The sequence below is a fragment of the Thermomonas sp. genome, from assembly GCF_041905325.1.
Classification (GTDB): domain Bacteria; phylum Pseudomonadota; class Gammaproteobacteria; order Xanthomonadales; family Xanthomonadaceae; genus Thermomonas.
In genome coordinates, this window is record NZ_JAYRLK010000010.1 from 46819 (window position 1) to 71352 (window position 24534).

Here is a 24534-nt window from a genome sequence, read left to right on the forward strand (position 1 = left end):
GCGCAAGGCACCCCTTGTTGCCCCGGCCCGGCCGGGGCTTTTTTTGCGCGCTCAGTCCGCCGCGGGCACGGGAGCGCCGACGAAGCGGCGATAACCTTCGTAGTGGTGGAACGCGAAACCGGAGAATGCCGGATGCGTGCGCAGGGCGGCTTCCACCTTGCCGGCCTCGACCTCGAACGCGGCTTCGCCGATGCCGTGGAAGCTGAGCTTCGCCAGCCCGCCGGGATTGAATTCCAGCCCGATCACCACCCGCTTGCCAACCCGATCGGCGTAAGCCAGCTCGTCCTGCGCATGCGAGAGGATCGAATCGCGCCCCTCGGCATGGTTGCGGTAGTCCATCAGCGCCACGTAATCGGTGAGGTCGGCGACGTGCTCGCTGACCGGCTTGCGCGCGCCGCGCCATTCCAGCGGGATGCCGTCCCACCAGAACGGCATCGCCGGGCCGATGGGCAGCGCCTGCCCCGAGGCGCGTTTGGCCGCCATCATCGCCGCGGTCATGTCGAGGAAGCCGCGCAGCAGGCGCGGGCGGGTGGCATCCTCCCATGCGTCCAGCAGGTGCGGCTCGATGTCGTAGTTCACGCCGTCGAAGCGCTCGCCCGGTGCCGCGGCGGCGTTGTAATCCAGCACCCGCCGCAGCATCGCCACCGCCTTGCGCTGGTGCCGCGGCAACACATAGCGTTCGGTGTGCAGGTACCAGGAGCCCAGCAGGGCATACACCTGGATGCCGTTCGCGTGGGCAGCGCGGATGAAATCGCGGTAGCGGTGCGGCTGCTGCACGATCAGGTTGCGCCCCGCGAAGGCGTCGGCATACAGGTAGACGATGCCGATGCGCCTTGCCCGCAGGAACGCCAACGCCTCGGCGGCCACCTGCGGTGACGCCAGCATCGCCCCGGTTGGCGCTTCCCACGTCCACACCGCGCGTGGCGCAGGCGTGGCGGCGGGTATTGCCACAGATGCGGGTGCGGGTGCCGGCGTCCATGCCCCGGCGCCCGGTGCCAACGCCAACAGCACGGCCAGTTGCAGCACCCGCGCCCAGCGCGTCCTCACGGCATCCTCATGGCGAGGCGGGCCCCTGGACATCCAGCGGCACGTGATAGCGCCCGCGCCCGACCGGCTTGCCGGTGTCCGGGTCCCAGGGGCGCACGGACACGAAATAGCGCCCCGGTGCCGACGGCCGCGGCAGGTGCAGGCGCACCTCGCGGTGTGCATGCGGGCCCAGTTGCACGGCCGCGCCATACCCTTCGTCCAGTTCGCGCCCATCCTCCGCCGACAACACCGCCAGCGGCACGAATGGCCGGGAGCCTGCCGCATCACCATTGGCGAAGGTGACCAGCAGCCGGATGCCATCGCTTGCCGGCGTCAGCGCCAGCGCCTCCACGCTCACGCCCGCCGCCTGCGCGGTGACGGCCCCGGCGCGCGCCACCGTCACCGGCGCTGCCCGGTAGGCCACCAGGCGCGGGGTGGCCCCTTCCGGTGACAGCCGCCGGTCGCGCAGGAACGTGGCGTTGGCCGTCTGGTAGGCGCGCAGCCGCGCCACCACCTGCGCGCGCACGGCCGGGTCTTCGACCTCCGCCGCACGAATGCCGTCCTGCAACTCGAACAAACGGCCGTCGTGCAGGAACCAGCGCCCGGACACGAAATCCAGCGCGCTGGTCTTGGTCTGCTTCAGCGGGAATTCGCCGCCGCTGCGGAACCCGCCCGCCATGTCCAGGCCGGTGCCGGTCCACGCCACCTGTTCCGGCCGTTGCAAGCCATAGGTGTGCGCCAGCAGGGCCAGCAGCGAAGGCGTCACGTCGAGGTGCGACGACACCGCACGCACCCGTGCCGGCTGCCGCAGCAATGGCGAGAACACCAGCAGCGGCACGTGGTAGCGCTCGATGTGGGTATCCATCGGGATTTCCGGCAGGCGATGATCGCCGGTGACGACGAAAATGGTGTCGGCATACCACGGTGCGCTGGCGACGGCCTCGAAATAGCGCCGCAACTGGTCGTCGGTGTACAGGATGGCGCTGTAGATGTCGGCTTGTTCCCGGACCTGCGCGCGCCGCTGCGCGGGCATGCCCAGCGCCTGCATGCGTGGCTCCAGCCGTGCCCGCCAGGCCTGCTGGCCGGGGAAGCGGTAGTTGGTGTGCATGCTGATCGTCTGCACGCCCAGCACGAAGGGCACCTGCAAGCGCGCGCTGTCGGCCAGTACCCGCGAGACCAGTTCGTGGTCTGGGTAGCCCCACTCGCTGAAAGGATTGCGCTGGTAACCGGGGCCGAAGGCACCCAGATCAACGACCTCCCGCACCCCTTGCCGTTGCAGGAACGTGCGTTCGTCGTCGAAGCCGGCATCGGTGCCGCTGTAGAACGCGGCGTGGTAGCCCTGCCGTTGCAGGATGTTGAACAGCCCTGCGTGCGCCGGCATTGCCGCACCCAGCCCGGTGAAGCCCTGCTCGCCCATCGGCAGGGACGCGAACAGCGACGGCAGCACGCCGAAGGTGCGCCCCTGGTTGGCCAGGAAATTGTCGAAATACAGGCTGCGCGCCGCCAGCGCGTCAAGGAACGGGGTGAAGCTGCCGAGCGCCGCATCCGGCCCGGAGAACGACCGCCCCAGCCCTTCGACCACGATCACCACCACGTTCGGCGGGCGGCCATCGCGGGTGGGGCCAAAGTAGGGGCCCAGTGCGTCCGGCGTGGCATCGGGATGCAGGAAGGGATAGGCCGGGTCGGCGGCCACCGCACCCGCATCCCGGGTGGCGGCATGCGCGGAGCCGGCCGGTACCGCATCGGCCCGCCACCAGCGCAGGCTGTCGGCGACGAAGTAAGCACCCTTGCTGGTGGCCACCGCGCGCGCCGCCTCGCCCGCCAGCACGCGCACACCGGGAGCCAGCGGCAATGCCCAACTGGCAACGGCGGCCAGCAGCAGGCCGGCCAGCACGCCGGAGGTGGCGGGCAGCGGGCGGCGCGCGCGCCAGGCCAATGCGCCCCACAACACCAACAGCGGCAACACCAGGCCAATGGCACCGGCCACGCCGATGTCCGCACCCGCGCCCCCCAGCGTGGTGCGGATCTCGGTGAGGCTGTACCCGAACAGGTCGGCACCCAGCGGCACCCCGGCGGTCAGGAAATACTGCTCCAGCAGCGCCTGCCACAGCAGGAACGCCGACCACGACAAGGCCACGGCCAGCCGTGCGGCGCGCCGCGAGCGCAACCCGGCCAGCAGCCAGGCGAGCAGGCACAGCAGCGGCAGCGCGCGCAGCAGGAACAACATCTGGCCGCCCAGCGCCAAGGCCAGTACCGGCAGCACCGGGGCGGCGGCCGGCAGCGCACGCGTCGTCCACCACAGCGCCAGCACCAGCTGCGCCAACAACAACGCCGGCAACCACGCCAGCAGGCGCGCAGCGATGCTGTCACGCCCGTCAGTGGCGGGCCGGGGCACGTTATCCCGCCTCACCAGCGTCGATACAACGCGACGGACAGCTGGTGCTCGTGGATGCCATCGGCATCGTCGGCATAACCCAGGCCCAGCTTGACGCCCCAGTTGCGCTGGACGTACCGCACCCAGCTCACGCCCAGCCAGGCATTGCTGTTGCGCACCAGCGCGCCGCTGCGATCGAGATCAACGCTGCGGCCATGGCCGGCGCTGACTTCGAGGTAATCGTCGGCATTGCCGCGGTAGTAATTGCGCAGCACCCCGCGATGGCTCCAGCTGCCCGCCCCCACGCCCGGCACGTGCTGCAACTTGTAGCGCGCATACCAGTTGCCGACGTAACGGCCGATGCCGACGCCGTAAAACGTCGTGCCAGTACCGAATTGCAGGTGGTCGCTGCTGGCCGACAGCTCCCAGCCGCTGCCTGCCCCCTGGAACAGCTCCACGCGCCATGCGTTGCGCGCCAGGATGCCGCTGGCAGGACCGCGCTGATAGCGCGCATTGGCGTAGGCGCGGTTCCACAGGGACACGTAACCGTCCAGCGCCCACGCCATATCCCGCTGGCGGAAGTGGTCGGCCTGCAATCCCTCCAGCGCCAGCGAGCCGCGCGTGAACTTGCGCCGCAGCGAGACACTGGTATCGGTCCAGGCATCGCGGCCGCGGTTGAAGCCGGTGTAGTCGAGCCCGGCACGCAACTGCCAGCGGTAGCCATCCTCGCGCATGGCATCGGCAACCGCCTGCTGCGGTTGGGTGGACGCCAGCAGGCCCGCCACGTCGCCGGGATCGGCACCGCGGCTGCCGGCGGCCGTGAAATCGGCGCGGGCAGCCGCGCTGTCACCGGCGGCGCGGTAGGCGCGGCCGCGGGCGATCAGCGGTGCCGGCGCATCGGGTGCCAGCGCCACCCACGCCGCATAAGCGTCCACCGCCTGCCGCGGGCGATCGCTCCACAGGTAGAGATCGCCCAGCGCCGACCACGCATCGGCGTAGCCGGGCTTGGCCACCACCACCGCGCGCAGGTCGTGTTCGGCTTCGGCATGGCGGCCCATCCAGGCTTGCGTGCGGCCGCGTGCAAGCAGCACGTCGCTGTTGCCCGGCGATTCCAGCAGCATCGCGTCATACAGGGCCAGCGCCTGCGCCCGTTGCGCCGGGTCACCGGAGGTGGCCAGGTCGCGGGCAAGGCGCAAGCGGGTGTCGAAGTCTTCGGCCGGCCGTGCGGCCGGTGCCGGCAATGCGGCGGCGGTGGCCGGCGTGCCCAGCAGCGCCGCCTGCAGCAACAAGGGGTACAACACACTCATGGATTCGTCCTTGGCATGGGGTGCAAACACTCCGGGGCCACCGGCCCAGGGCGGGCGCCGGCCTGTCCGGGCCCGCTTTCGTCCCAATCGCCGTGGCGGCGCATGTGGCCCCAGCCGGAACGCCGCCGCAACTTGAGCAGCCAACGCAGCAGGCCCACCACCCGGAACAGCGAGGTCAACTGGCGATAGCCGAAGTTTTCCAGCACGGCCACCACGAACAATTTGAGCTGCTGGCCCGGGCGCGGATACAGATGGAAGGAAATTTCCTCCAGCATCATCGCATTGACCGACAGCAGCACGCCCAGCCCCACCGAAGCAAACAGGAACACGAAGAATGCCTGCATCGACAGCATCCCGGCCAACCCGAGGATGACCACCGAGGCATAGCCCAGCACTTCCACCACCGGCCCCAGGCATTCGAACAGCAGCATGAACGGATACGCCACCCAGCCGACCGCGCCGCCGTTGCGGCGGAACATCAGTCGCCAATTGCCGAACAGGCTTTCCGCCAGGCCCTGCTGCCAGCGCACCCGCTGGTTGAACAGCGAACGCAAGTCGGCCGGCACCTCGGTCCAGCAGATCGGGTCGGGCACGAAAGCGATCTTGTACGGCCGCTTCTCCTCGCGCATGCGGTTGTGCAGCCGCACCACCATCTCCATGTCCTCGCCCACCAGGTCGCCCTTGTAGCCGCCCGCCGCGATCACGCGTTCCTTGTAGAACACGCCGAATGCGCCGGAGATGATCAGCAGCGCGTTGATCGGCGACCAGCCCAGCCGCCCGAACAGGAACGCGCGCAGGTACTCCATCGTCTGCACCAGCGGCAACACGCGGTCGGACAGGTCCACTTCCGAAAGCAGCCCGTCCTTGACCTTGCAGCCGTTGACGATGCGGATCACCCCACCGGTGGCGATCATGGACGCGTCCTCCAGGAACGGCTGCACCACCCGCGCCAGGCTGTCCGGCTGCAGGATGCAGTCGGCGTCGACCACGCAGAACAACGGATAGCGGGCGGTGTTGATGCCGGCGTTCAATGCATCCGCCTTGCCGCCATTGACCTTGTCCACCAGCCGCACGCGGCCGTGCTGCGGCGATGCGAAGATCCGCTTCACCGGCTCGGTGTGCAGGCGGCTGCGGTAGGCCTCGGGGAATTCCACCAGCCCGAACGTGTCCACCACCACCGGCAGGGTCTCGTCGGTGGAGCCGTCATTGACCACCACCACTTCGAAATTCGGGTAACTCAGGCGCAGCAGCGAATGCACCGTGGCGACGATGGTGCGGGCTTCGTTGTGGGCCGGGACCAGGATGCTGACCGGCGGCTGGTAGTCGGAAAAATTGCGCACGCGGAAGCTGGCGCCATGTTCGCGGGTATAGCGCAGGATGGCGAACATGGCGATGAAGTTCAGCGCCAGATAGACCACGTTGATGCAGACGAAGTACAGCAGGAAGGCCCATTGCAGCCCTTCCAGTGCATGCGCCAGCCCGGGGCTGATGTCGGCGTTCATGCCGCCGCCGCCAATGCCTGCTCCGCCATGACCTGGGTGAGGATGTCGCGGGCAAAACGGTCCGGCTGCCCTTCGCGCAACTGCGCCAGGCGGGCACTGTCGCCCCCGCACAACTGTTGCAGCGCCTGCGCGGTGCGGTAGCGCACCCACCACTGGGCATCGGCCAGCAACGGCAACAGCACCGCGATGTCCCCCGGCCCGCCCAACCGGCCGATGGCCACCGCCGCATGCATGCGCACGTGCCAGCGTTCATGCGCGAGCAGCGGCCGCACCTTGTCGATGTCGGCCGGGTCCGCCACCACTTGCAGGCAGGTGGACACCAGGTGTTCGTCGTGCGGCTCGGCCAGGATCCGGCGCAGCACCGGCGCCGCCGCCTCCGGGCTGACCCCGGCGAGGAAACGCACCATCCGCGGTGCCACGTCGTCGTTGGCGCGCAGGGTGGCGCTACTCAATTCCCGCCGCACCACCTCCGGCCCGGCCTCGTTGAGGAACTGCGCGATGCCGCCGTCCACCCAATCCTGGCGCGCCACGATCTGCGGCACCACCCGCTGCACCGCGCGCACGGGGTCGATCCGCATCAACGCCCGCGCGGCGCTGATCGAGATGATCGGGCTGGGGTCGTCGATCAGGCCCTGGATGCGCTCGAAACTGCTGGCGCTGCGCAGGTGGCCCAACGCGATGATGGCCATGACCCGGTCGTGGAAGTTGCCGTGCGCCGCCATCTTCTCCAGCTTCGGGGCCAACCCCACCTCCCATGCCAACTGCAACATGCCGGAGTTGTCGCTGCCGCCCGGGGCTTCGTGCAGTTCGTTCCAGGCATCGACGAAGCCACTCATGTCGCGATCCGGCAACGACGGCACGGCGACCGGCGCCGCCCGCATCGCCTCGCCCAGCACCTGCTTCCAGCGTCGGGTGGCGCGCAGGTGGTTGCGCTCGCGCCGCAGCGCCAGCTTGCGCAACACGATGATGGCCGCCAGCAGCACCACCGCCGTCACGGTGACGCTCAGCCCCACCCAGAACGCGAACACCACCTGCGGGTCGTCGCTGTACAGCAACTCGAACACGTTCACGAAGGGCTCCTTGCCAGTGTCATCCACGCACGCGGACACGCCGCCAGCCGCCGCTTCCGCAGCCGCTGCCTCCGGGTTCCCGCCGGGTGCTTGAAAAATCGCAAACGTCCTCCTTGCCGGTGATGCAACCCCCGTTGCCGCGCGACCATGGCCGGCGGCAGCGAGGCGGACCTGGGACGGGGGGGGCGCGCAGGCACCGGCCCCGCAGCCGAGGCCGCGCCGGAATTGAGACGCAATTCGCATGCCAAACCTTGCCGCCGCCACCACGACCGCCCGCAAGGGCTTTACGGCCCGCCCGGATTGACGCCACGCGTCAGTTGCCGCCGCATCGCGACAGGATCGGCTGGACGGATCAGCCGGATTGGGTCACATCGTGCCAGCGGCCCTTGAACGGCGCATACCAGCGCTGGATGCGGGCGATGTCGGCCGCCATGTCGTCGGTCAGCGCGAAAGCCGGGCCAATGACCAGCCTGCGGCTGGGGTAATCGAACGCCACCGCCAGCACCGGCACGTCGGCCGCACGGGCGATCCGCCAGAAACCCGGCTTCCACTGCGCCACCTGCGTGCGGGTGCCTTCCGGGGCCATCGCGTACCAGATGCACGCACGCCCGCGCATCGCCGCCGCCGCCTGTTCCACTACCCCCTGCGGGGCTTTGCGGTTGACCGGAATCACCCCCTGCCAGCGCAGCAGCGGCCCCATCAGCGGAATCTTGAACAGGCTGTGCTTGCCCAGGATGGACAGCCGGATGCCCAGCGCCAGCTTGGCGGCGATCCCCCACACGCCATCCCAGTTGGACGAATGCGGGGCGGCAATCAGCACCGCCTTGGGTACATCCGGAAAGGCACCCACCATGCGCCAGCCGCCCAACCGCAGCACGATGCGCCCCAAGCCCTGCATGACACGATTGCGCGGCATGCGCGGCGCGCATGCGGGCAATGCCGGTACTGCCCCCTGTTGCGTTGCGTCGTTCAATCCCACCCCCGCCCGCTGCGCCCCTGCTTGATGCTCGCACGCCCGCGCTTCTCACCCAGACGGCGCTCTTTCGATGCGCGCGAGGGCTTGGTGGCCACGCGCGGCCTGGGGGCCTGCAAGCCGCCTTCGATGAACGCAGCCAACCGCACGCGCGCATCCTCGCGGTTGCGCTCCTGGGTGCGGAAGCGCTGCGCCGACAGCACCAGCACGCCTTCGGCGGTCATGCGCCGGTCGCGCCGGGCCAACAGCCGCGCGCGCACGGCCTCGGGCAGGGATGGCGATCCGGCGACATCGAAGCGCAGCTCCACCGCGGTGGCCACCTTGTTGACGTTCTGTCCACCCGGCCCCGACGCCCGCACGAAGCGTTCGACCAGTTCGTCATCGGCGATGTGAAGGGCCCCGACCTGCATGCACACCAGTCTAATCGAGTCCGATCGCCGCACAGTTGCATCCCCCCCTGCGCGGTTGCGAACATGCCGCACCTTTTGCCGGAGCCGCCCATGCGCCGCTTTGTCCTCTCGCTTGCCTTGCTGTGCACCCTCACCCCCGCAGTTGCCGCCCAACCGCAGGCAGTACCTGCGCAGGCCACCATGCAGGCCGCCAGCGATGCCGACCTGGATCGATTGCTGAAGGCCATGGACATGCAATCGATGATGGCGGGGATGATGCAGCAGATGGTCGACGCGCAGGGCAACCTGGTGGCGCAGTCCTTCGCCAAGGACATGACCGAGGCCGACAGGGCGCGCATGCAGGCGGTCCTCGACAAGACCCATGTCATCCTGCAGAAGCACATGGCGTGGTCCGCGCTGGAGCCGGTGGTGCGCAAGGTCTATGCGCAGGTGTTCAGCAAGCAGGAAGTGCTGGCGATGACCGCGTTCTATTCCAGCCCGGAAGGTACCTCGATCCTGAAGAAATCCCCGCAGGCGATGGCGCTGACCATGCAGGAAATCCAGCCGATCGCCCTGGCGGCGATGGCCGAGGTCAAGACCATGGTGGAGCAGGAAACCCGCGCCGACACCCGCACCCCGCCCCCGGCCAGCCCCGGCGCGAAGCCGTGACGCGCTGCGCGCGCCGCGGCGCGGGTGGGTGAACGCCAGCCGGCGCACGTGCAGCCGCACGCGAGGATGCCCGGCACGCGGAAGCTGCGGCGGTGGTGGCCGCCGCCGTGGCCGGGACGCCGATCAAGTGGTACGCGAGGGGCTTGAGGTGGCGGCGGGTGCCGCGGACGCCACCGCAAGGCCGCGCTCCAGCCCCAGCGCCAGCAGCATGCCGGCCAACTGCGCCAGCACGAATCCCCCCGTATCCGCGGGGCGGATGCCGGCAAACGTCTGCGTCAACGCCCGTGCCAGGGTCACCGCCGGATTGGCGAACGAGGTACTGGCGGTGAACCAGTACGCGGCGAAAATGTAACCGGCCACCAGCAGCGGGATGGCCGCCGGTCGCTGGCGCAGGCCCAGCAGGATGGTCAGCAGCAGGCCGCAGGTGGCCACGGCCTCGCTCAGCCATTGCCCGGCCCCGCTGCGGACGTGGGTGCCGGGCTGCAACAGGGGTTGCTCGAACATCGCATGCGCCAGCAGCACGCCGGCCACCGCGGCCAGCACCTGCACGCCGACGTACGCCAGCGCCTCGCGCGTGGTCAGTGCGCCCCGCAGCCGCATGGCCAGCGTCACCACCGGGTTGAAATGCGCGCCCGAGAGCGGCCCCAGCACGGTAATCAGCACGTACAGGATCGCCGCCGTGGCGGCGGCATTGGCCAGCAGCGCCAGGCCGGCATCGCCGCCGCTGAGCGTCATCCCCATGATGCCGCTACCGACCACGGTAGCCAGCAGCGCGGCGGTACCCAGCGCCTCGGCCAGCAAGCGCCGACCCAGCGCCATCACAGCGTCTCCAGCAAGCGCTGCACGCGGGCATCGATCTCGTCGCGCACCGCCCGGTAGCCGGTATCGTCCAGCGCGCGCGGATCGGGCAATGCCCAATCCTCGCGGCGTGCTGCCGGTACCCACGGACAGGCGTCGCCGCACCCCATGGTGATCACCGCATCGAACGCACCTTCGATGTCGGCCAGCGACTTGGAGGCATGGCCGGACAGGTCGTAGCCCAGCTCGGCCATGCAGCGCACCGCCTTCGGATTGATCTGCCCGGACGGGCGCGAGCCGGCACTGACCGCCTCGACGCGACCGCCACCGCGCAGCCGCGCGAAAGCCTCGGCCATCTGGCTGCGGTTGGAATTTTCCACGCACACGAACAACACGCGCGGACGGGGGGTGGATGCATGCATGGCATCAACCGGAGCAGCGGACATGCCTCACGCCCCCAGCGTTGCGCAATCGATCACGAAGCGGTATTTCACGTCGCCCCTGAGCATGCGCTCGTAGGCGGCGTCGATGGCGTGCGCGTCGATCATTTCGATGTCGGCGGTGATCCCGTGGTGTGCGCAGAAATCCAGCATTTCCTGGGTTTCGGCGATGCCGCCGATCAACGAGCCGGCAATCGCCTTGCGGCCGAAGATCAGGCCCATCACGCTGGGGCTGGGGTGTGGCGAAGCCGGCGCGCCCACCAGGCACAAGGTGCCGTCGCGCTTGAGCAGGGCGGTGTAGGCGTCCAGCACGTGCGGGGCCGCCACGGTATCGAGGATGAAATCGAAACTGCCGGCGTGCGCGCGCATCTGTGCGGCGTCGCGCGAGTTCACCACCGCGTCCGCGCCCAGCGCGTGGGCCGCCTCACGCTTGGACTCGCTGGTGGTGAAGGCCACCACCTGCGCGCCCATCGCGTGGGCCAGTTTGACGCCCATGTGGCCCAACCCGCCGATGCCGACGATGCCGACCTTCTTGCCCGGCCCCGCGCCCCAGTGCCGCAAGGGGGAATAGGTGGTGATGCCGGCGCACAGCAGCGGTGCCACCGCCGCCAACTGCGCCTGCGGGTGGTGTACGTGCAGGACGAAGTCCTGATCCACCACGATCCGCTGCGAATAACCACCCAAGGTGTGCCCCGGCGCATCCGTGGTGGGGCTGTTGTAGGTGCCCACCATCCCGGTGCTGCAAAATTGCTCCAGCCCTTCGCGACAGGACGCGCACTGCCGGCAGCTGTCCACCAGGCAACCCACGCCCACGGTGTCGCCGGCCTTGAAGCCGGTGACATCGCCGCCCACCGCGCTGACGTGGCCCACGATCTCGTGGCCCGGCACGCACGGGTACAAGGTGCCCGGCCACTCGCCGCGCACGGTGTGCAGGTCGGAATGGCAGACCCCGCAATAGGCGATGTCGATCTGCACGTCGCGCGGCCCCGGCGTGCGCCGCTGGATGTCGAGGGCCGCCAGCGGCTGGTCGGCCGCCTGGGCACCGAAGGCATGGGTGGTCATGGCGATGTCTCTTGGCAGGCAGGGAAGCGGGACGATACACCGTTTGCCGTGACAAGGCGGTTGCACTCAGGCGTGCAGTGTCCGGTGGCCGCAGTGCCGGGTTTCCACCTGCAAGGTGGCGTGGTCGATGTGGAATCGATCATGCAGCTGCGCCGCCACCGCAGCGCGCACGCCATCGGCATCGGCCGTCGTCCCTTCGCGCAGCAGCACGTGCGCGGTGAGGATCGGCTCGCGCGAGCCCAGCGCCCACACATGCAGGTCGTGCACGGCCGCCACCCCGGGCACCGCCAGCATCGCGTCGCGCACCGCATCCACATCCAGCCCGTCCGGCACGCCCTGCATCAGCACATGCGCGGCCTGCTTCAGCAAGCCCCAGGTGCGCGGCAGCACCCACAGGCCCAGCAGCACCGCCACCACCGGGTCCACCCAGGCCCAACCGGTGAAATGGATCAACACGCCACCGGCGATCACGCCCAGCGAGCCCAGCATGTCGCTCCACACTTCCAGATAGGCGCCTTTGACGTTCAGGCTTTCGCCGGCACCGGCGGCCAGCAGTTTCATCGACAGCAGGTTCGCCAACAGCCCGATCACCGCCACCACCAGCATCCCGGTGGAAGCCACCGCCTCGGGGGCACGGAACCGCTGCACTGCCTCGAACAGGATGTAGCCGGCCACCAGCAACAGCAGGCTGGAATTGACCAGCGCCCCGATCGCCTCCAGCCGCGCATAGCCATAGCTGCGTCGCGCATCGGCCGGGCGCTGGCTCATCCGCACCGCGCACAGCGAAATGCCCAGCGCGGCCACGTCGGTCATCATGTGCGCCGCATCCGACAGCAGCGCTAGGCTGTTGCTGAGCAGTCCGCCGGAGATTTCCGCCAGCAGCACCAGCAACGTCAGCCAGAAGGCCAACCACAGCGGCTTTTCATGCTGGATGACCGCCGGCACATGGCTGTGCCCGACCGCGCCGTGGGCATGGCCGTGGTGACCGTGGGAATGGTCGCGGGAATGGTCGTGGGCAGCGCCCATGGGCAAGCTCGACGATGGCAGCCGCCGGCACCTTAGCGGGGCCGGCGGCGGTTACACAATTGCAGCAATCCGGCCGCGTCGACGCGGGGCAATCGACGAAGGCCATGCACATGCACCCGCTGTTGGCGGGGATGATACAGCGCAAGGCCTGTGCACAGGTGTTCAGCAGGCAGGGGACGCGGGCGGCGTGAACATCGCCAGCGCCTTCGAAAATTCCGCATCCGGCGGCGCCAGCGCCTCGATGCGCGCGCCGGTATGCGGATGGGTGAACGCCAGCCGGCGCGCGTGCAGCAGCATGCGATGGATGCCAAGGCTGCGGAAGCTGCGGTTGTGGCGGCCGTCACCGTGGCTGGAGTCGCCGATCAGGTGATGCGACAGGTGCTTGAGGTGGCGGCGGATCTGGCGGAACCGGCCGGTCTTCGGCGAGGCCCGCAACCATGCGTAGCGCGAAGTGGGAAAGCCCGCCGAAGGCAACGCCAGCTCGCAGGTGGCCAGCACCTCGAAGGCGGTCTGTGCCGGCTTCTTCAGCGGCTTGCCGGGGCCACCGTCCAGATCGTGGTCGACCACGAACGCCGGCTCCGCCGGCCAGCCGCGGCAGATCGCCCAGTAGTCCTTCTCCACCTCGTGCGACATCAGTGTCTTGCCCAGCGCGGAAGCGGTCTCGCGGTCGAACGCCAGCAGCAGGCAGCCGCTGGTGGCGCGATCCAGCCGATGCACCAGGAAGATCGGCCGGCCGAACTGTTCGCGCAGGCGGTCGGCCGCGAAGTCGGTTTCGCCGCGCGCCAGCGCGCTGTCGTGGACCATCAGCCCGGCCGGCTTGCAGACCACGGCCAGCGTGTCGTCGCGGTAGAGGACGGGCAACGCGGGGGCATCGGGCATCGGCGGCGGTCATCGGCGGGAGGACGCACATTGTCCCGGCAATCGCCCGCCGCCGCATGCCCGATGCACGCCAGTGGCTTCCCGCCGACCGACCGCTGGGGCTAGAGTCGCGTGGTGCGCCGCGCAGCCCCGGCCTGGCGCCCGACGAGGCAGGCCATGGCGTCCGAGACACCCGCAGGCTCGCTACCTCCCACCAGCGCGGAACCGGTATTCCGGGCGCGCGGGCTGGGCAAGGTCTACCGCATGGGCGACGTGCAGGTCACCGCGCTGCGCGATGTCGACCTGGACATCCGCCGCGGCGAGTTCGTGGTCCTGCTGGGCCCCTCCGGCAGCGGCAAGTCCACCCTGCTCAACATCCTCGGCGGGCTGGATACGCCCAGCAGCGGCGAGGTTGCCTACTGCGACCATCGCCTCGACGGCGCGGGCGAAGCGGCGCTCACCCGCTTCCGCCGCGACCACGTCGGCTTCGTGTTCCAGTTCTACAACCTCATCCCCAGCTTGACCGTGCGCGAGAACGTGCAGCTGGTGGCCGACACCGCCGCCGAGCCGATGCCGGTGGACGCCGCGGTGGCGATGGTGGGCCTGGCGGCCCGCGCCGACCACTTTCCCGCCCAGCTGTCCGGCGGCGAGCAACAGCGGGTGGCGATCGCCCGCGCCATCGTCAAGCGGCCTGCGGTGCTGCTGTGCGACGAGCCGACCGGCGCACTCGACTACCAGACCGGCAAGCTGGTGCTGGAGACCATCGAGAAGGCCAACCGCGAGCTGGGCACCACGGCGATCGTGATCACCCACAACGCCGCGATCGCCGCGATGGCCGACCGCGTCATCCACCTCGGCGACGGGCGCATCCAGCGGATCGACGCCAACGCGCACAAGCTGCACCCATCGGAGTTGGCGTGGTGACGGGGACAGTCCGATGCGCGCGCTAGACCGCAAGCTGCTCCGCGACCTGCGCCTGCTGTGGAGCCAGGCGCTGACCATCGCGCTGGTGGTGGCCAGCGGCGTGGCCGGCTTCGTCGCCACATTGAGCGCGGTGGAGTCGCTGTCGGCGGCGCGCGACGGCTACTACGCCACCTCGCGTTTCGCCGACGTGTTCGCCGCGGTGGAGCGCGCGCCGGATGCGCTGACCACGCGCCTGCGCGCCCTGCCGGGCGTGGCCGACCTGCAGACCACCGTCGAGCACACGGTGCGGGTGGACGTGGCCGGGAGCGACGATGCGCTGCTGGGGCATCTGGTCGGCCTCGACCCGGTGCATCCGCAGCGGATGAACCGGGTCAGCCTGCGCACCGGCCGCATGCCCGGCAGCGGGGCGGCGGATGCGGGTGGCGCGGTGGATGCGTTGGTGTCGGAAGGCTTCGCCCGCGCGCATGGGCTTGTCCCCGGCGACCAGGTGCAGGCGCTGGTGAACGGCAAGCACAGGTCGCTGCGCATCGTCGGCATCGCGCTGTCGCCGGAATACATCTTCGCCGGCTTCGGCGGGATGCCGGACATGCGCGGGTTCGGCGTGTTCTGGGTGGACCGGGACGTCCTGGCAGCGGCCTACGACATGCGCGGGACATTCAACCGGATCGCGATCAAGCGCGCGCCCGGTGCCGCGGAGCCGGCGGTGATCGCCGCGGTCGAACGCGTCATCGCCCGCTACGGCGGGCGCGAAGCGCACGGCCGCGCCAGCCAGCCCTCGCACACCATGCTGGAGAACGAGATCCGCGAGCAACACGTGCTGGGGACGGTGCTGCCATCGATCTTCCTGCTGGTCGCGGCGTTCCTGGTCAACGTGGTGGTCTCCCGGCTGGTCGCGGCGCAGCGCGAACAGATCGCGGCGCTGAAGGCGCTGGGCTACCCGGGCCGGGCGATCGGCGGCTACTACCTGAAGCTGGTGCTGGCCATCGTCGCCGTCGGCGCCGCGCTCGGGTTGCTGCTGGGCAAGTGGCTGGGACGGATGCTGCTGGGCCTGTACGCCGACTTCTTCCGCTTCCCGGTGCTGGAGCATGTGCTGGCACCGTCGCTGGCGGCGGCCAGCGTGGCCATCGTGCTGGTCGCGGCGCTGGCCGGCAGCCTGAATACCGTGCTTGCCACCGTGCGCATGCCGCCGGCCACGGCGATGCACCCGCCTGCCCCCGGCCGCTACCGCCGAACGCTGGTGGAGCGGTTGGGGCTGGTCCGGCTGCCGCCGACCCTGCGCATGATCCTGCGCAACATGGAGCGCCACCCGTGGCGCGCCGGACTGTCGCTGGCGGGGGTGGTCGCAGCGGTGGCGATGGTGGTGACCGGCAACTTCTTCCGCGATGCCATCGAGGTGGTGGTGGACAGCAAGTTCCGGGTGGAGATGCGCGGCGACGTCGCGCTGTGGACGCCGCGCCCGGTGACCGGCGATGCGTGGCGCGAAATCGGGCGCCTGCCCGGCGCGGTGGCGGTGGAGCCGGGCCGCGAGGTGGTGGTGCGCCTGTCGAACGGGCACCGCACCGAGCGGGTGGCGCTGCAGGGGGCGGCGGCCGAACCGAGCCTGCGCCGCATCATCGACGTCGATGGCGGGCAGTGGCGCCCGCCAGTGGATGGCCTGCTGCTGACCGACCGGCTGGCGGACAAGCTGCACCTGCAGGTCGGCGATCCCGTGCGGGTGGAGGTGCTGGAGGGCGATGGACGATCCCGCATCCTGCCCCTGGCCGGCACGGTGCGCGGCATGATGGGCCTGAACGCCTACATCGAGCGCCACGCCCTCAACCACCTGCTCGGCGAAGGCGAGGTGGCCAACCAGTTCACCGTCGCCCTCGATCGCGGCGGCGAAGCCGGCTTCCTGCGCGCCGCGCGCGCGGCCCCCGGCATCGCCGGTGCTTTCAGCAAGGCCACCCTGTGGCGCAACATGCAGGACATCAGCGCGCGCAACATCCGCGTGATGAGCACGATCCTCACCGTCTTCGCGGTGGTCATCGCGGTGGGCGTGGTCTACAACAACGCCCGCATCGCGCTGGCCGAACGCAGCTGGGAGCTGGCCAGCCTGCGCGTGCTCGGTTTCACCCGCGCCGAGGTCTCCGCCTTGCTGCTGGGCGAACTGGCGCTGGTGATCGCGCTGGCGCTGCCGCTGGGCATGCTGGCGGGCGACGGGCTGGTGCACCTGATCGTGGGCCTGTTGCGCAGCGACCAGTTCTTCTTTCCGGTGACAATCCTGCCGCGCACCTACGCCTGGGCGTGCCTGGCCGTGGTCGCCGCCGGCCTGGCCAGCGCGCTGGTGGTGCGGCGGCGGATCGACCGGCTGGACATGGTCGCGGTCCTTAAAACGAGGGAGTGAGGCAAGCACATGCACGCGTTGCGCAAAGGGATGTGGGGCGTCGGCGCTGCCGCCGCGGTCGCGGCGGCCCTGGCCTGGGCGTTCGCGCCACGGCCGCTGCCGGTGGAAACCGCGACCGCGACGGTGGGGCCGTTCGAGCGCAGCATCGAGGAGAACGGGCGCACCCGGGTGCGCGACCGCTACCTGGTGTCCGCGCCGCTGTCGGGCGAACTGGTGCGGATCGCCCTGCGCGAAGGCGATGCCGTCACCCCGGCCACGGTGTTGGCCAACCTCACGCCGACGCTGGCACCGATGCTGGACGCCCGCGCGCGCGCGCAGTTGGCGGCGCAGGTGGAAACCGCCGAGGCCTCGCTGGCGCGGTCGCAGGCGCGCGTCGCCCGCGCATCCACCGCACTGGCGCAGGCGCGGGCCACGCTCAAGCGCGATCAGGGACTGGCCGGCGACCGCTTCATCGCCGCCAGCCAGCTGGAGACCAGCCGGCTGGCAGCCCGCGCCGCCGAGGAGGAACTGCTGGGGGCGCAGGAGGAACAGCATGCCGCCGGCCACGCATTGGACCAGGCGCGCGCCGCACGTTCCGCGATCCAGCGCGACGACGCCTCCCCGTTCCCGCTGCACGCACCGATCTCCGGCCGGGTGCTGCGGGTGCTGCGCACCAGCGCCGGCAGCGTGGCGCTGGGTACGCCGCTGCTGGAAATCGGCGACACCGCGCGGCTGGAAGTGCTGGCCGAGTTGCTGACCACGGACGCACCCCAGGTTGCGCGCGGGATGCCGGTGCGCATCGAGCGCTGGGGCGGTGCCGCCCCGCTGGTCGGCCATGTGCGCATGGTGGAGCCCGCCGGCTTCACCAAGGTGTCGGCACTGGGCGTGGAAGAGCAGCGGGTGAACGTGCTGATCGATCTCGACAGCCCGCGCGCACAGTGGCAGGCGCTGGGCGATGGCTATCGCGTTGGCGTGCGCATCGTCGTGGTCGCCAGGCGCGCGGTCCTGCGGGTGCCGGTCAGTGCGGTGTTCCCGGCACCGGGTGCAGCGGACGGCGGCGGCGAACGGATGGCCGTGTTCGTGGTGGAAGGCGCGCGCGCGCGCCTGCGCAAGATCACGGTGGCCGACCGCAACGGCGAGGACGCCTGGATCACGGAGGGCCTGCGCGCGGGCGAACAGGTCATCCAGTACCCGGGCGATGCCGTGGCGGATGGCATCCGCGTCCGCGCACGCACGGTGCCGACGGCTCGCTGATGCGCGGCGCCCGCGCGGGCAGGTGATGCGGCACCACGGGCGTGGCGGCGGTGATCGCGGGAATGGCCATCGGCACCTCGGCGGGGCCGGCGGCGGTTACACGCAGGCCGCGGCTCAGCCGCGCCGCCGGGGCCACGCCGCCAGCAACGCCCACAGCCCGCCGACGCCGGCAATCCAGGTGGCGATGGGCAAGCCACCCAGCTTCGGGCCGCCGGCATCCTGCGCGTACAGCACCACCGCCACGATCAGCAGGCCGGTGCCGAGGATCGCCGACACCGCACGACGTTGCAGGTTGTACAGGGTCTGGTTGAGCTCGCGGATGTCCTGCGAGCGCATCGACAGTTCGTGCTTGCCTTCCACTTGCTGCTGCAGCCACGCATGCAGCAGGCGCGGCATGTCGGGGGCGCGGGTGATCAACTCCGGCATCCGCGCCCGCACCTCGCCCAGCAGGCGCTTGGGGCTGTAACGCTCGCGCAGGATCTGCTCCAGCACCGGCTTGGCCACCGCCCAGATGTCGATGGCCGGGTCCAACTGGCGCCCCACGCCCTCGATGTTGAGCAGGGTCTTCTGCAACAGGATCAACTGCGGCTGCAAGGTGAGTTCGTAGCGCTGTGCGGTGCGGAACAGTTTCACCAGCACTTCGGCCAGAGAAATTTCGCTCAGCGGGCGGGTGAAGTACGGCTCGCAGACCGCGCGCGCCGCCGCTTCCAGTTCGTCGATGCGGATGTGCGACGGCATCCAGCCGGCCTGCACGTGCAGCTCGGCGATGCGCCGGTAGTCGCGGTTGAAGATCGCCATGAAGTTCTCGGCGAGCCAGTACTGGTCGTCGCTGGAGAGCTGCCCCATGATCCCGAAATCCAGCGCGATGAAGCGCGGGTCCGCCTTGCGCTCCGGGTCCACCCAGATGTTGCCGGCGTGGGCATCGGCGTGGAAGAAGTTGTCGCGGAACACCTGCTGGTAGAACACGCGCACACCCTTCGCCGCCAGCGCCTTGCGGTCGATGCCGGCGGCATCCAGCGCGGCGACGTCGTCGGACGGAATGCCGCGCACGCGCTCCATGGTCATCGCGCGCTCGGCGGTGTGGCTCCAGATCACCTCCGGCACGTAAAGGTCGGGCGAGCCCAGCCAGTTGCGCCGCAGCAGGCTGGCGTTGCCGGCCTCGCGCTGCAGGTCGAGTTCGGCGGCCAGCGTGTTCTCGATCTCGGCGACGATTTCGCGCGGGCGGATCTTGTCGGCGCTCGGATGGGTACGCTCGACGATGCCCGCCACGTTCTTCAGCAGCGCGATATCGGCGGCGATCAGCCGGGCGATGTCCGGCCGCAGCACCTTCACCACCACCTCGCGCCCGTCGTGCAGGGTGGCGGCGTGCACCTGCGCGATGCTGGCGGAGGCCAGCGGGGTGGTGTCGAACGCCGCGTAGGCGTCCGCGATATTGCGGCCCAACGCCACCTCGACCAGCGCGCGGGCCTGCACGCCGTCGAACGGCGCCACCCGGTCCTGCAACAGGGTCAGTTCTTCGGCGATGTCGGGCGGAATCAGATCACGGCGGGTGGATAGAATCTGCCCGAACTTGACGAAGATCGGCCCCAGCGCCTGCAGCGCCAGCCGCAGGCGCGCACCGCGCGACAGGCTGACCACCTCGCGCGCGGCGCGCGGCACGAACGGACGCATCAGGCTCAACCAGCGCTCGGCCGGGGTGCCGTCCAACAGGTCATCCAGCCGATACGCGAGCAGCACCCGGCCGATCTTCCACGCCCGCAGCGCGGACTTCATGCGGCCAGGCCCCGCTCGCGGCGCAGCCGCGCGATCTTCGCCGCCACCCGCTCGACGTCGTCGCGCAGCACGTCCACGTCGTCGTGGAAAGCGTCCAGTTCGGCCTTGGGCACCACGTCGCGGCTTTCTTCGGTGACGTATTCGGCGGCCATTTCCGCCAGGTTGCGGCCTGCCACCTGCGCCTGTTTCAGCGCGGCGCGCACCGCCTTGGCGATCTGCACGCCCAGCACGTCCCCGAAGACCTTGACGAACGGCAACTGCCAATCCGGGTCGAACCCGCTGGCCAGCTTTTGCAGGCGCTGCGCCAGCGCGGCATCGCCCTCGATGCGCAGCTTGCCCACCGGCGGCGCGGTGCCGGCGCGCAGCAGCGGCAATTGCTGCAACAGCCCGCCCAGGGTAGCGCGCACGCCCAGGTCCGGCTCGGCGTCCGCCGGCCCCACCCGCAGCGCCTCGCCCTCCACCCGCACTTGCAGCGCCAGTGGCGGCGCGGCCAGCGTCAGTGCGACCCGCTGCCCATCCAGTGCGGCCAGCCCGGCACGGGTGTCGGCATCCAGTGCCAAGGCGTGGTTGAGCGCCAGCTCCAGCGCGCGCCCGGCGGGTTGTTTCCAGTTGAAGGGCAGCTCGGTCATGACGCCATTGTAGGTGGCCGCAGCGATGCCCGCAGCCGCGCCAGCCCCTCTGCCATCGACACCTGCGGCACGTAGCCGAAGTCGCGGGTGGCCGGGGCCATCGCATACCAGTGCGGCGTGGCCAACTGCTCGGCCAGGAAGCGCGTCATCGGCGGCTCGCCGCGCAGCGGCAAGGCCGTCCACAGGCCTTCACAGAGGCCGCCCAGCGCATACGTAAGGCCGAAAGGAATGGTTTTTTCCACCGTCGGCGCACCCGCCGCCTCCAGCAGGCCGTTCAGGACCTTGCGCAGCGGCCACGGCTCGCCATTGCTGATGAAATACGCACGTCCGGCACACGCGGCCCCGGGATGCAGCGCGGCCAGTGCGGCCACATGCGCCTGCGCCGCGTTGTCGATGTAGGTGGTATCAACCAGGTTGTCACCGCTGCCCACCAGCCGCAGCCGCCCGCTGCGCGCCCGCTCGACCAGCTTGGGCAGGATCTGGGTATCGCCAGGCCCCCAGATCAGCCGCGGGCGCAGCGCCACCGTGGCCAGCCCGGCATCGTTGGCGGCCAGCACGTCGCGCTCTGCCTGGATCTTGGTGGTGGCGTAATGCGCCTTCACGCCTTCGCCATAGGGCACCTCGTCGGCGCTGCCCCCCTCCACCGGATGGGTTGCGCGATGGGCGACGCTGGGCGTGGAGGTGTGCACCAGCCGGCCGATCCCGTGCGCGCGGCAGGCCGCGATCACGTTGCGGGTGCCGCTCACGTTGGCATCGAAATAACTCTGGTAACTGCCCCAGGTGCCGGCCTTGGCAGCGTTGTGCAGCACCGCGTCGAAGCCTTCGGAAAAGGCGTGCAGCACCGCATCGGCATCGCCCAGGTCACCCTGCAACTGGCGCACGCCCAAGCCGTCCAACGCGGCGTGGCGGCTGCGGCTGAAGCTGGCAACCTCGTGTCCCCGCGCCAGCAGCGCGCGACACAGCGCCTGGCCGAGGAAACCGCCGCCACCGGTGACGAGCAGCTTCATGCCCTGCCCCCCGCGGGTTGCGCCGCCGCCCATGCCGCCAGCTTCTCGCGGCCGATCTTGGCGTTGTGGCGGATGTCCACCGGGAAGGATTTGGGATGGTGCAGGAAGCACTCGATCTTCGCCGTGTGCACGAAGCCCTGCGCAAGATGGCGCAGCTCGTCGGCGACTTCCGCCACGTCGGCCTGCGCGCCCGGCTGCAGTTCGAACACCAGGACCGGCGTTTGCGCGTCCCTGGGACCGACGCCGACCAGTGCGGTGCGCAGCACCTGCGGGTGGGTGTTGAACACCGGCTCGACCTGCTCGGTGCACAGCGTGGTCTGCGCATCGACGACCACCCGCTGCGACTTGCGCCCACAGAACCACAGCCGACCCTCGGCGTCGAACCAGCCGAGGTCGCCCATGCGATGCACGATGCGATGGCTGCCGTCGGGCAGGATTTCGCGGATCTTCGCCAGCGCGGTCTGCGCGTCGCGGTTGAAGTAGGCATCGGTGGCGCTGGGGCCGGCCACGGTGATTTCGCCCACCTGCCCGGGCGCGACCTGCAGCCCATCGCGCCACTCCGGAATCGCGCCATCGTCGATGCCGATGATGCGCACCGTGTTGCCCGCCACCGGCCGGCCCACGCAGGTGCCCGCCCCGGCTTCGGTGCGGGTGCGCAGGGTCAGCAATTCGCGGCCTTCGATCACCGCCACCGGCAGGCATTCGGTGGCGCCATAGGGCGTCCACAGCTGCGCATCCGCTGGCAGCAGCTCCAGCATCCGCCGCACCACCGCCGGCGGCACCGGCGCACCGGCGCTGGTCACGCGCTGCACGCCGGGCAGTTTTTCGCCATGCGCGGCCAGTACCGCCATCAGCGCCGGGGAGCCGAACAGCTGGGTCACGCCAAAGCGTGCGATGGCGGTGTGCAACTTGCGTGGATCGGCCTTGGCCGGGCGCGTGGGGTCCATGTCGGGGATGATGCTGGTCAATCCCAGCGCGGGGTCGAACAATGCAAAGGGCGGGAACGTGGGCATGTCGATGCCGCCCGCCGCGATGCCGAACGCCGCACCCAGCATCTCGATCTGCGCGACGAAGTGGCGATGCCGGTACACCACGCCCTTGGGCACGCCGGTGCTGCCGCTGGTGAACAGGAGCGCGGCCACGTCCTCGCCGTCGGTGTCCGCCAGCTGCGGGCCGGCGCCGGTGCCTTCGGCCTCGATCCGCGCCAACGTGGCGTCGGCCAGCAGCGGCCAGCGCCCGGTGGTGATGCGCAGGGTGGCGGTCTTCGCCCAGCCCAGCAGCGCCTTCGCCAGCAGCGCCAGCGGGATGCCGATGAAGGCCTGCGGCTGCGCTTCATCCAGGCATTGCTTCAGCGCGCGCTTGTCGATGCCGGGGTCCACCAGCACCGGCACCGCACCGCGCTTGAACAGCGCATACATCAACAGGAAGAAGTCGGGCGTGGGGCGCACCATCACCACCACGCGGCTGCCGCGCGCCAGGCCGCGCCTGGCCAGCCCTGCGGCAATGGCGTCGCTGCGCGCATCCAGTTGGGCATAGGTCAGCGTGTCGGCATAGCCGCCCGCGCGGCCCGGGCAACGCATCGCCACCTGGTCGGGGCGCTCGCGGGCCAGCCGCGGCAAGGCGGCGGCGATGTTGCAGGGTGCATTCATCCGCCCATTATCGCCCGCCCTGCCGCAAGACTTGCGCCGCAGGGCTTGCGCCGCGGCCGATGCTGGCAAAAAATCGCGGCCCATCCCCCGCCGCGCCGCATTCGCCCATGCATCCCTGCCTGACCTGCGGCGCCTGTTGCACCCAGTACCGCGTCGCCTTCCACTGGATGGAATCGGACGAGGTCACGCCCGGCGGGGTGCCGGCGGCCCTGACCGAGAAGCTCGATGCCCATCGGCTGGTGATGCGCGGCACCTATGCGCCGCCGATCCGCTGCGTGGCACTGGATGCCGACATCGGCACGTATTCGCGCTGCAGCATCCATCCCAACCGGCCGTCGGTCTGCCGCCAGGTGGATGCCTCGTGGGAATACGGCCAGCCCAGCCCGCAATGCGACAAGGCGCGCATTGCCTTCGGCCTGCCAGCGCTGACATCGGCCGATTGGCACTGGCGCGACGGCAACGACAACGCCGACCATCCGGACGACAGCGGCAACAGCCCGACGCCGCCGGTCGCCTGCTGACGCGGAATTGATGGCGATCAACATCGCCGCGCATGCCCGGGCGCAGATTGCATCCATCCCTCGACTGGAGTACGGCGCAATGAACGGAAAACTCGAAGGCAAGGTCGCCCTGGTCACCGGCGGCGCGCGCGGCATCGGTGCCGCCATCGTCCGCCGGCTGCATGCCGACGGTGCCCGCGTTGCGATCACCGACATGCTGGACACCCCCGGTCAGGCGCTGGCCGCCGAACTGGGCGAGCGCGCCGCCTACTTCCACCACGACGTCGGCGACGAAGCCGCGTGGGTGGACACGCTGGCCGCAGTGACTGCGCGCTTCGGCGGCCTGCACGTGCTGGTGAACAACGCCGGCATCTTCCATCCCGGCCAGATCGCCGACGCAGCGGTCCGCGACGTCGAGCGGCAGTTCCGGGTCAACCAGCTGGGCCCGTTCCTGGGCATGAAGCACGGCCAGGTGCCGCTGCGCGCCGCCGGCGGCGGCTGCATCGTCAACATCAGCTCGATCGCCGGCCAGCTGGGCTTCCCCAACGCGGCCGCCTACGTGGGCACCAAGTGGGCGGTGCGCGGGATGACCAAGACCGCCGCGCTGGAACTGGCGCCGGCGCAGATCCGGGTGAACTCGGTGCATCCGGGCTTCATCGACACGCCGATGCTCGACAACAACCCGCCCGAGGCCAATCAGGCCGGGATCGAGGCCACGCCGCTCAAGCGCATCGGCAAGCCGGAAGAAATCGCCGCCGCGGTGGCCTTCCTCGTCGGCCCCGATGCCGGCTTCGTCACCGGCGCGGAACTGACCGTGGACGGCGGCTGGATTCTCTGATTGCAGGATCAGCTTCGGAGCCAGCCAGCCGGCGGGCAGCGGCCTCGCAACGCACCTGCTGCGCAGGCGCACTCCCCGATACTCGCTTGGTTGCGAGGCCGCTG

At 70.2% G+C, this 24534-nt stretch carries 22 protein-coding genes; 6 read left to right on the forward strand and 16 right to left on the reverse strand.

Going from position 1 to position 24534, the window contains the following annotated elements; translation table 11 throughout:
• Positions 1-51 precede the first annotated feature (51 nt).
• The 7 genes from ACE3OK_RS10720 to arfB form a co-directional block, all read right to left on the reverse strand.
• The gene (locus tag ACE3OK_RS10720; protein ID WP_374249533.1) at positions 52-1047 is read right to left on the reverse strand and encodes a hypothetical protein; all 996 of its coding nucleotides are present in this window, start codon (positions 1045-1047) and stop codon (positions 52-54) included.
• A gap of 7 nt (positions 1048-1054) precedes the next feature.
• The gene (locus tag ACE3OK_RS10725) at positions 1055-3421 is read right to left on the reverse strand and encodes an LTA synthase family protein (protein ID WP_374249534.1); all 2367 of its coding nucleotides are present in this window, start codon (positions 3419-3421) and stop codon (positions 1055-1057) included.
• 11 nt (positions 3422-3432) lie between these two features.
• On the reverse strand, positions 3433-4707 hold the full coding sequence (locus tag ACE3OK_RS10730; protein ID WP_374249535.1) for a YaiO family outer membrane beta-barrel protein: 1275 nt from the start codon (positions 4705-4707) through the stop codon (positions 3433-3435).
• Positions 4704-6209, reverse strand: coding sequence for a glycosyltransferase family 2 protein (locus ACE3OK_RS10735; RefSeq protein ID WP_374249536.1), 1506 nt, complete (start codon positions 6207-6209; stop codon positions 4704-4706). The genes ACE3OK_RS10730 and ACE3OK_RS10735 overlap by 4 nt, the downstream gene beginning before the upstream one ends.
• Positions 6206-7279: a HEAT repeat domain-containing protein gene (locus ACE3OK_RS10740; RefSeq protein ID WP_374249537.1), complete on the reverse strand. Its 1074-nt coding sequence runs from the start codon at positions 7277-7279 to the stop codon at positions 6206-6208. The genes ACE3OK_RS10735 and ACE3OK_RS10740 overlap by 4 nt, the downstream gene beginning before the upstream one ends.
• Positions 7280-7631: 352 nt before the next feature.
• The gene (locus tag ACE3OK_RS10745; RefSeq protein WP_374249538.1) at positions 7632-8195 is read right to left on the reverse strand and encodes a lysophospholipid acyltransferase family protein; all 564 of its coding nucleotides are present in this window, start codon (positions 8193-8195) and stop codon (positions 7632-7634) included.
• 53 nt (positions 8196-8248) lie between these two features.
• Positions 8249-8662: an alternative ribosome rescue aminoacyl-tRNA hydrolase ArfB gene (arfB, locus tag ACE3OK_RS10750; RefSeq protein ID WP_374249539.1), complete on the reverse strand. Its 414-nt coding sequence runs from the start codon at positions 8660-8662 to the stop codon at positions 8249-8251.
• Between the two features lie 90 nt (positions 8663-8752).
• Here arfB and ACE3OK_RS10755 point away from each other — a divergent pair, with 90 nt between their 5' ends.
• A complete protein-coding gene (locus tag ACE3OK_RS10755) occupies positions 8753-9310 on the forward strand; it encodes a DUF2059 domain-containing protein (protein ID WP_374249540.1) in 558 nt (185 codons plus the stop codon).
• A gap of 123 nt (positions 9311-9433) precedes the next feature.
• Here the strand turns inward: ACE3OK_RS10755 and ACE3OK_RS10760 are convergent, their stop codons facing one another.
• From ACE3OK_RS10760 to ACE3OK_RS10780, 5 genes are all read right to left on the reverse strand, one after another.
• Positions 9434-10129, reverse strand: a complete 696-nt coding sequence (locus ACE3OK_RS10760; RefSeq protein ID WP_374249541.1) for an aquaporin — start codon at positions 10127-10129, stop codon at positions 9434-9436.
• Positions 10129-10530 carry an arsenate reductase ArsC gene (locus ACE3OK_RS10765; protein WP_374249542.1) on the reverse strand — a complete coding sequence of 134 codons (402 nt, stop codon included), beginning with the start codon at positions 10528-10530 and terminating at the stop codon, positions 10129-10131. Before ACE3OK_RS10765 ends, ACE3OK_RS10760 begins: the two co-directional genes overlap by 1 nt.
• A gap of 27 nt (positions 10531-10557) precedes the next feature.
• Positions 10558-11610 (reverse strand): NAD(P)-dependent alcohol dehydrogenase, encoded by a 1053-nt coding sequence (locus ACE3OK_RS10770; RefSeq protein WP_374249543.1) that lies wholly within the window; start codon positions 11608-11610, stop codon positions 10558-10560.
• A 66-nt stretch (positions 11611-11676) separates the two neighbouring features.
• Positions 11677-12636, reverse strand: coding sequence for a cation diffusion facilitator family transporter (locus ACE3OK_RS10775; RefSeq protein ID WP_374249544.1), 960 nt, complete (start codon positions 12634-12636; stop codon positions 11677-11679).
• Positions 12637-12798: 162 nt separating this feature from the next.
• Positions 12799-13515 carry a pseudouridine synthase gene (locus ACE3OK_RS10780; protein ID WP_374249545.1) on the reverse strand — a complete coding sequence of 239 codons (717 nt, stop codon included), beginning with the start codon at positions 13513-13515 and terminating at the stop codon, positions 12799-12801.
• 243 nt (positions 13516-13758) lie between these two features.
• Here ACE3OK_RS10780 and ACE3OK_RS10785 point away from each other — a divergent pair, with 243 nt between their 5' ends.
• From ACE3OK_RS10785 to ACE3OK_RS10795, 3 genes are read left to right on the forward strand one after another with little or no spacing between them, the layout of a single operon-like run.
• Positions 13759-14418, forward strand: a complete 660-nt coding sequence (locus ACE3OK_RS10785) for an ABC transporter ATP-binding protein (protein ID WP_374249556.1) — start codon at positions 13759-13761, stop codon at positions 14416-14418.
• 13 nt (positions 14419-14431) lie between these two features.
• Positions 14432-16801, forward strand: a complete 2370-nt coding sequence (locus tag ACE3OK_RS10790; RefSeq protein WP_374249546.1) for an ABC transporter permease — start codon at positions 14432-14434, stop codon at positions 16799-16801.
• A 9-nt stretch (positions 16802-16810) separates the two neighbouring features.
• Positions 16811-18034 carry an efflux RND transporter periplasmic adaptor subunit gene (locus ACE3OK_RS10795; protein WP_374249547.1) on the forward strand — a complete coding sequence of 408 codons (1224 nt, stop codon included), beginning with the start codon at positions 16811-16813 and terminating at the stop codon, positions 18032-18034.
• Between the two features lie 114 nt (positions 18035-18148).
• Here the strand turns inward: ACE3OK_RS10795 and ubiB are convergent, their stop codons facing one another.
• From ubiB to oleC, 4 genes are read right to left on the reverse strand one after another with little or no spacing between them, the layout of a single operon-like run.
• Entirely contained in the window at positions 18149-19807 is a 1659-nt protein-coding gene (ubiB, locus tag ACE3OK_RS10800; RefSeq protein ID WP_374249548.1) for a ubiquinone biosynthesis regulatory protein kinase UbiB, read from the reverse strand.
• A complete protein-coding gene (locus ACE3OK_RS10805) occupies positions 19804-20436 on the reverse strand; it encodes an SCP2 domain-containing protein (RefSeq protein WP_374249549.1) in 633 nt (210 codons plus the stop codon). The genes ubiB and ACE3OK_RS10805 overlap by 4 nt, the downstream gene beginning before the upstream one ends.
• A complete protein-coding gene (gene oleD / locus ACE3OK_RS10810) occupies positions 20433-21443 on the reverse strand; it encodes a 2-alkyl-3-oxoalkanoate reductase (protein WP_374249550.1) in 1011 nt (336 codons plus the stop codon). The genes ACE3OK_RS10805 and oleD overlap by 4 nt, the downstream gene beginning before the upstream one ends.
• Entirely contained in the window at positions 21440-23092 is a 1653-nt protein-coding gene (gene oleC / locus ACE3OK_RS10815) for an olefin beta-lactone synthetase (RefSeq protein WP_374249551.1), read from the reverse strand. The genes oleD and oleC overlap by 4 nt, the downstream gene beginning before the upstream one ends.
• Positions 23093-23199: 107 nt before the next feature.
• Here oleC and ACE3OK_RS10820 point away from each other — a divergent pair, with 107 nt between their 5' ends.
• The gene (locus ACE3OK_RS10820; RefSeq protein ID WP_374249552.1) at positions 23200-23613 is read left to right on the forward strand and encodes a YkgJ family cysteine cluster protein; all 414 of its coding nucleotides are present in this window, start codon (positions 23200-23202) and stop codon (positions 23611-23613) included.
• A 79-nt stretch (positions 23614-23692) separates the two neighbouring features.
• Positions 23693-24430, forward strand: coding sequence for a glucose 1-dehydrogenase (locus ACE3OK_RS10825; protein WP_374249553.1), 738 nt, complete (start codon positions 23693-23695; stop codon positions 24428-24430).
• The last annotated feature ends 104 nt before the right edge of the window (positions 24431-24534 follow it).

What these genes read in the sequence shown, in the direction of transcription:
- ACE3OK_RS10785 (WP_374249556.1), top strand. Translation starts at nt 13,759, where the DNA reads ATGGGCGACGTGCAGGTCACCGCGCTGCGCGATGTCGACCTGGACATC.
- ACE3OK_RS10775 (WP_374249544.1), bottom strand. Translation starts at nt 12,636, where the DNA reads ATGGGCGCTGCCCACGACCATTCCCGCGACCATTCCCACGGTCACCAC.
- ACE3OK_RS10825 (WP_374249553.1), top strand. Translation starts at nt 23,693, where the DNA reads ATGAACGGAAAACTCGAAGGCAAGGTCGCCCTGGTCACCGGCGGCGCG.
- ACE3OK_RS10805 (WP_374249549.1), bottom strand. Translation starts at nt 20,436, where the DNA reads ATGACCGAGCTGCCCTTCAACTGGAAACAACCCGCCGGGCGCGCGCTG.
- ACE3OK_RS10795 (WP_374249547.1), top strand. Translation starts at nt 16,811, where the DNA reads ATGCACGCGTTGCGCAAAGGGATGTGGGGCGTCGGCGCTGCCGCCGCG.
- ubiB (WP_374249548.1), bottom strand. Translation starts at nt 19,807, where the DNA reads ATGAAGTCCGCGCTGCGGGCGTGGAAGATCGGCCGGGTGCTGCTCGCG.
- ACE3OK_RS10755 (WP_374249540.1), top strand. Translation starts at nt 8,753, where the DNA reads ATGCGCCGCTTTGTCCTCTCGCTTGCCTTGCTGTGCACCCTCACCCCC.
- ACE3OK_RS10745 (WP_374249538.1), bottom strand. Translation starts at nt 8,195, where the DNA reads ATGCCGCGCAATCGTGTCATGCAGGGCTTGGGGCGCATCGTGCTGCGG.
- ACE3OK_RS10770 (WP_374249543.1), bottom strand. Translation starts at nt 11,610, where the DNA reads ATGACCACCCATGCCTTCGGTGCCCAGGCGGCCGACCAGCCGCTGGCG.
- oleD (WP_374249550.1), bottom strand. Translation starts at nt 21,443, where the DNA reads ATGAAGCTGCTCGTCACCGGTGGCGGCGGTTTCCTCGGCCAGGCGCTG.
- ACE3OK_RS10730 (WP_374249535.1), bottom strand. Translation starts at nt 4,707, where the DNA reads ATGAGTGTGTTGTACCCCTTGTTGCTGCAGGCGGCGCTGCTGGGCACG.
- ACE3OK_RS10760 (WP_374249541.1), bottom strand. Translation starts at nt 10,129, where the DNA reads ATGGCGCTGGGTCGGCGCTTGCTGGCCGAGGCGCTGGGTACCGCCGCG.
- ACE3OK_RS10765 (WP_374249542.1), bottom strand. Translation starts at nt 10,530, where the DNA reads ATGCATGCATCCACCCCCCGTCCGCGCGTGTTGTTCGTGTGCGTGGAA.
- arfB (WP_374249539.1), bottom strand. Translation starts at nt 8,662, where the DNA reads ATGCAGGTCGGGGCCCTTCACATCGCCGATGACGAACTGGTCGAACGC.
- ACE3OK_RS10780 (WP_374249545.1), bottom strand. Translation starts at nt 13,515, where the DNA reads ATGCCCGATGCCCCCGCGTTGCCCGTCCTCTACCGCGACGACACGCTG.
- ACE3OK_RS10790 (WP_374249546.1), top strand. Translation starts at nt 14,432, where the DNA reads ATGCGCGCGCTAGACCGCAAGCTGCTCCGCGACCTGCGCCTGCTGTGG.
- ACE3OK_RS10820 (WP_374249552.1), top strand. Translation starts at nt 23,200, where the DNA reads ATGCATCCCTGCCTGACCTGCGGCGCCTGTTGCACCCAGTACCGCGTC.
- oleC (WP_374249551.1), bottom strand. Translation starts at nt 23,092, where the DNA reads ATGAATGCACCCTGCAACATCGCCGCCGCCTTGCCGCGGCTGGCCCGC.
- ACE3OK_RS10735 (WP_374249536.1), bottom strand. Translation starts at nt 6,209, where the DNA reads ATGAACGCCGACATCAGCCCCGGGCTGGCGCATGCACTGGAAGGGCTG.